Origin of the sequence: Intestinibacter sp. (genome assembly GCF_051866655.1) — a bacterium.
In the GTDB taxonomy this organism is placed as follows: Bacteria; Bacillota; Clostridia; order Peptostreptococcales; family Peptostreptococcaceae; genus Intestinibacter.
On the sequence record NZ_JBJDXL010000213.1, the window covers coordinates 1 to 4741 of the forward strand.

The window sequence follows — 4741 nt, forward strand, 5'->3', positions numbered from 1 at the left end:
GTACTTGCAGAGGCTATGACAATTTACCATATGCCTTTATACAAAAAATTAAAAGAAATAGTAGAATCAGGAGCTCTAGGCGAACTTAGAATGATTCAAATGAACTTCGGAAGCTACAAGGACTACAACATGAAAAATAGATTTTTCAATATAGAGCTTGCAGGAGGATCACTTTTAGATATAGGAGTTTACGCTATATCATTTGTTAGATGGTTTATGTCATCTAAGCCTAACCAAGTTTTAAGCCAAGTTAAATACGCTCCATCAGGTGTAGACGAACAAGCAGGTATCCTTCTTATGAACGAAGACCAAGAGATGGCGACTATAGCTCTTACTCTGCATTCAAAACAACCAAAACGAGGAATGATATCTTGCGACAAGGGTTACATCGAAATCATGGAATACCCAAGAGCAGAAAAGGCAGTTATCACATACACTGAAACAGGAGAAAAGGAAGTAATCGAAGTAGGAGTACACGAAGATGCTCTATTCTATGAAATGCAAGACATGGAAAAAGCTGTTATGGGCGACAAAGAAATCACTCGTCTAAACTACACTAAAGATGTAATGGAAATAATGACAGATATCAGAAAAGAATGGGGATTAGTTTACCCAGAAGAAAGATAAGCGGTTTGGATAATTTTTACAGTACTTTATAATCGATAAATTATGGTAGAATCAATAGTATAGCAATACAAAATAACAGGGGGAAACGTGATGAAGAATATTTTACTTACAGGTGAAGTACAAGTTGGTAAAAGCACAGTAATTCAAAAAGTCTTAGATATGTTAAAAAAGGATTACGACTTAAAAATCGGTGGATATAGAGGTACTAGAGTCTTAATAGAAGAAGAAAACAAAACTATACTGAGATTTGGCATGAATTCACTTAGTGATAATTCCTCTTATAAGGTTCTTCAAAATGAAATTATCGATGGTAAAAATAACGTTACAATTTATTCAGAGAGCTTTGACGAGTACGCTCCTAAACTAAAGGCTGATTTAGAAAACTGCAATCTAATAATACTAGACGAAATAGGATTTGCCGAAAGCAATTCGCCTAAATATCTAGATGTATTAAATCAAGTCTTAGATAGTGACAAGGTAGTATTTGGCGTTTTGAAAAAATGGGATTGTCCTGTAGTCAATGGTGTAAGAGATAGACAGGATGTAACCTTATTTAATATTGACGAAGACAACAGAGATTACATATACAACGAGATATATTTGACTTTACGTGATTTATTTATGTAGCTTATATACTGTTTACAAATAGGGGTTTAGTAGATAGAAGTATAATTTATAGTAATTTGACAGATAATATATTAAACAAAACTTAAATGGAGTGAAAAGATGAATAATATACTAGAACAAGCTAAATCAATTAAGGATACTATAATAGAGTACAGAAGAACTATACATGCAAACCCTGAAGTAGGTGCAGAGCTTCCAAAGACTAAGGCTTACGTTATGGATAAGCTTAGAGAATTTGGATACGAACCACAAGAAATTTGTGAAAGTGGAATAGTAGCGACTATAGAAGGCTCAAAGCCAGGCAAGACATTTTTACTTAGAGCAGACATGGATGCGCTTCCAATGCAGGAGAACACATCATGTGATTTCAAATCAAACAACGGAAGCATGCATGCCTGTGGACACGACATGCATACAGCGATGCTACTTGGAGCAGCTAAATTACTTAAGGACAACCAAGATCAAATAGAAGGAACTGTGAAATTAGTATTCCAACCAGATGAAGAGGGCTTCACTGGAGCGAAGAAAATGATAAAGGCAGGAGTTTTAGAAAATCCTAAGGTGGATGCAGCTATGGCAATGCACGTTCACTCAGGTTCGCCTTCAAATTTAGTCTTATGTGGTCTAGGAACTAGTATCGCAGGATGCATCAGATTTAGAATAAATGTAAAGGGAACAGGATGCCACGGTGCTATGCCAGAGACAGGAGTTGACCCGATAAATATAGCATCACATATATATCTTTCTCTACAAGAATTAATAAGCAGAGAAGTATCAGCTACAGAATCTGCTGTCCTTACAATAGGTAAATTTGCTGGAGGAGATGCTCCAAACATAATTCCAGGAGAAGTTGTGATGGAGGGAACTATCAGAAGCTTAAATAAGGAAATAGGCGAATTTATATTTGACAGAATGAACGATATAGTTACGTCTACAGCTAAGATGTTCCGTGGAGAGGCTGAGTTAATCGAGCTATCATCAGTGCCACCACTTGCCAACGATAAGGAGCTTGCAAATGAAGTCGTAGGATATATGAAGGATATCGTAGGAGACAAGGCAGTTGTAGTATTTGAAGGTGGCGGAATGGGATCTGAGGATTTCGCGTCTTATTCATATGAAGTACCGAGCTTATATATCATGCTAGGTGCAGGTAGCAAACAAGAAAACGAACTATACGGCGAGCCTATGCACAATGAAAAGGTAGTTTTCAACGAAGACATACTTCCAACAGGAGCGGCTATCCACGCTTATAGTGCTATAATGTGGCTAAAAAACCATAAATAGATTTTAGATAAAAATTAAAACTTTCTTGATTTTTAGTAATTTTATTTACTTTAATTCAAGAAAGTTTTTTTATGTCCAATAAATGGTAATAAGTTTAAGTAGTAAAAAATAGGAATAGCAATTATAATAAGAAATATAGGGAAGGAGGAAGAACAATGAATGTAATTGTCTGTGTAGAGGATAATAATGGAATGATGTTCAATAAAAGAAGGGTTAGCCAGGATGTGGCGATCAGAGAGGATATTTATAAAAATTTAGGCGATAAAAAGCTGATTATGAACGCCTATTCTTTTAAGATGTTTGATGCTGACAACAGTGGAAAGAACATAGTCATAGAGGAAAATCTTCCAATAGACGATAAAGAAAATTTCCAATTTATTGAGGACAAGAAATTAAGCCAATTTGAAGATAGCATAGACAAACTAATAATATATTATTGGAATAGAAGATATCCAAGCAGCTTAAAATTCGATATCGATATTTCAAACGGCAACTGGGAGATAGCATCAGAGGAGGAGTTTGTCGGAAAATCACACGAAAAAATCACGAAAAAAGTTATTATAAGAAAATAATACATTGGAGGGACATGAGGAATGAAATTATTGAGATTTTTAATGATATTTATCCTGAGCTTGACTTTGGTAGGATGTCAACCACTTGATAATCCAGGTGGAGAAAATCCTGATGCACAGCAAGGGATAACTTTAAGCAATTTACCAGAGTATTCAGATGAGGCATTTGTAGAGCTAAATGACAATGTGCCTAATTTTGATGAAAAGGACAAGACATCAGAATCGTTCGAAACATATAGCGACCTTGACAGCTTAGGAAGATGTGGCGTGGCATATGCAAATGTAGGACAAGATCTAATGCCTACTGAAAATAGAGGTAGCATAAGCAGCGTAAAACCAACTGGATGGCAAACTGTTAAATACGATTGCGTAGACGGAAAATACCTATATAACAGATGTCACTTAATCGGATATCAGCTTACTGCAGAAAACGCCAACAAGCAAAACTTAATCACAGGAACTAGATATTTCAACGTAGACGGTATGCTTCCTTTCGAGAATATGGTTGCCGACTACGTAAAAGAAACAAATAACCACGTTTTATACAGAGTAACTCCTATTTACGACGGTGACGACTTAGTTGCAAAGGGCGTGCAAATGGAAGCCGAATCTGTTGAAGATGACGGAGAGGGAATTCAGTTTAACGTGTTTGTCTATAACGTGCAACCAGGAGTTACAATAGATTACGCTACAGGTGAAAGTCACTTGAGCACAGACGACAGCGACGAAACAGCTAGTTTTACAAAGGTGGAAATAAGAGGAAATAAAAATTCAAAGGTTTACCACTGTCCAGGTCAATCAGCTTATGACGATATGAAAGATTCTGATAACCTAGTTATTTTCGGAAGCGAAAAGGAAGCTCAGGATGCTGGATATAGAAAGGCCAAGAGATAGACAAGCTAAAGGACTGATTCCAAATAGGAAATCAGTCCTTTATATATTTGATGAATTTTTTTGCGGATTCATTAGCCTTCATATTTTTATTTTTTGCGAGAACTACAGACAGCTTTATCGGTGGATTTAGTGGAACTGTGGCTATATTTTTCTGATTAAAAACTTGAAAATTGCTCTTTGGCATCAAGCTAATCCCTTCATTTATAGATACTGACCCGACTATAGATTCTGTTCTTGCTGTGCGGATTATGTTTGCATCTATTTTGTGTTTTTTTAATTCATTTATGCACAGCTGATATATCGATGTATAGGGGTTCATAAGTATGAAATTTTCCCCAGCAATCTCTTCAAATGTCAATTCAAAGCGACCGGCAAGCTCATGGCTTGAAGACAAAACAACTACGAGCTCGTCCTCAGCGACTGGATACATATTGAATTGAGCAGGATTAAACATAGCCTCTCTCGCTATTATCAAGTCGTATTCGTTTTTTTCCACTCCTTCCATCAATCTATCATCCTCAACCTCGCTGATTGTAAGGTTTATATGAGGAAATTTGTTTTTAAATCCGTTGAAAATAGAATTTAAATTATACTGAGTTTGAATTGGAAGCACTGCTATATGTAGATTGTTTTCGTTTGTCGCCTTGAAGCTCTTAACTCGTTCTAATGTCTGCTCGTAATGCTTTACCAATTCCCTGGCTTCACGATAAAAAAACTCCCCAGCCTCAGTCAGACTA

General features: G+C 36.2%; 6 protein-coding genes. 5 read left to right on the forward strand and 1 reads right to left on the reverse strand.

Translation table 11 applies throughout. The features are described 5' to 3' along the window. The 5 genes from ACI3VO_RS06470 to ACI3VO_RS06490 all read left to right on the forward strand — a co-directional run. Positions 1-627, forward strand: a 627-nt coding sequence (locus ACI3VO_RS06470; RefSeq protein ID WP_439757122.1) for a Gfo/Idh/MocA family protein, incomplete at its 5' end; no start/stop codon positions are given. 90 nt (positions 628-717) lie between these two features. Continuing rightward, positions 718-1254 (forward strand): nucleoside-triphosphatase, encoded by a 537-nt coding sequence (locus ACI3VO_RS06475; protein WP_439757123.1) that lies wholly within the window; start codon positions 718-720, stop codon positions 1252-1254. A gap of 99 nt (positions 1255-1353) precedes the next feature. After that, a complete protein-coding gene (locus ACI3VO_RS06480; RefSeq protein WP_439757124.1) occupies positions 1354-2538 on the forward strand; it encodes a M20 metallopeptidase family protein in 1185 nt (394 codons plus the stop codon). Between the two features lie 155 nt (positions 2539-2693). Continuing rightward, positions 2694-3110, forward strand: coding sequence for a hypothetical protein (locus ACI3VO_RS06485; protein WP_439757125.1), 417 nt, complete (start codon positions 2694-2696; stop codon positions 3108-3110). A 21-nt stretch (positions 3111-3131) separates the two neighbouring features. Further along, the gene (locus ACI3VO_RS06490; RefSeq protein ID WP_439757126.1) at positions 3132-4004 is read left to right on the forward strand and encodes a DNA/RNA non-specific endonuclease; all 873 of its coding nucleotides are present in this window, start codon (positions 3132-3134) and stop codon (positions 4002-4004) included. Between the two features lie 31 nt (positions 4005-4035). Here the strand turns inward: ACI3VO_RS06490 and ACI3VO_RS06495 are convergent. Next, positions 4036-4741 (reverse strand): LysR family transcriptional regulator substrate-binding protein (locus ACI3VO_RS06495; protein ID WP_439757127.1); only part of this gene is annotated, 706 nt, incomplete at its 5' end.

Bases quoted from the DNA above. Each gene is read 5' to 3' on its own strand.
- ACI3VO_RS06475 (WP_439757123.1), top strand. From the start codon at position 718: ATGAAGAATATTTTACTTACAGGTGAAGTACAAGTTGGTAAAAGCACA.
- ACI3VO_RS06480 (WP_439757124.1), top strand. From the start codon at position 1,354: ATGAATAATATACTAGAACAAGCTAAATCAATTAAGGATACTATAATA.
- ACI3VO_RS06485 (WP_439757125.1), top strand. From the start codon at position 2,694: ATGAATGTAATTGTCTGTGTAGAGGATAATAATGGAATGATGTTCAAT.
- ACI3VO_RS06490 (WP_439757126.1), top strand. From the start codon at position 3,132: ATGAAATTATTGAGATTTTTAATGATATTTATCCTGAGCTTGACTTTG.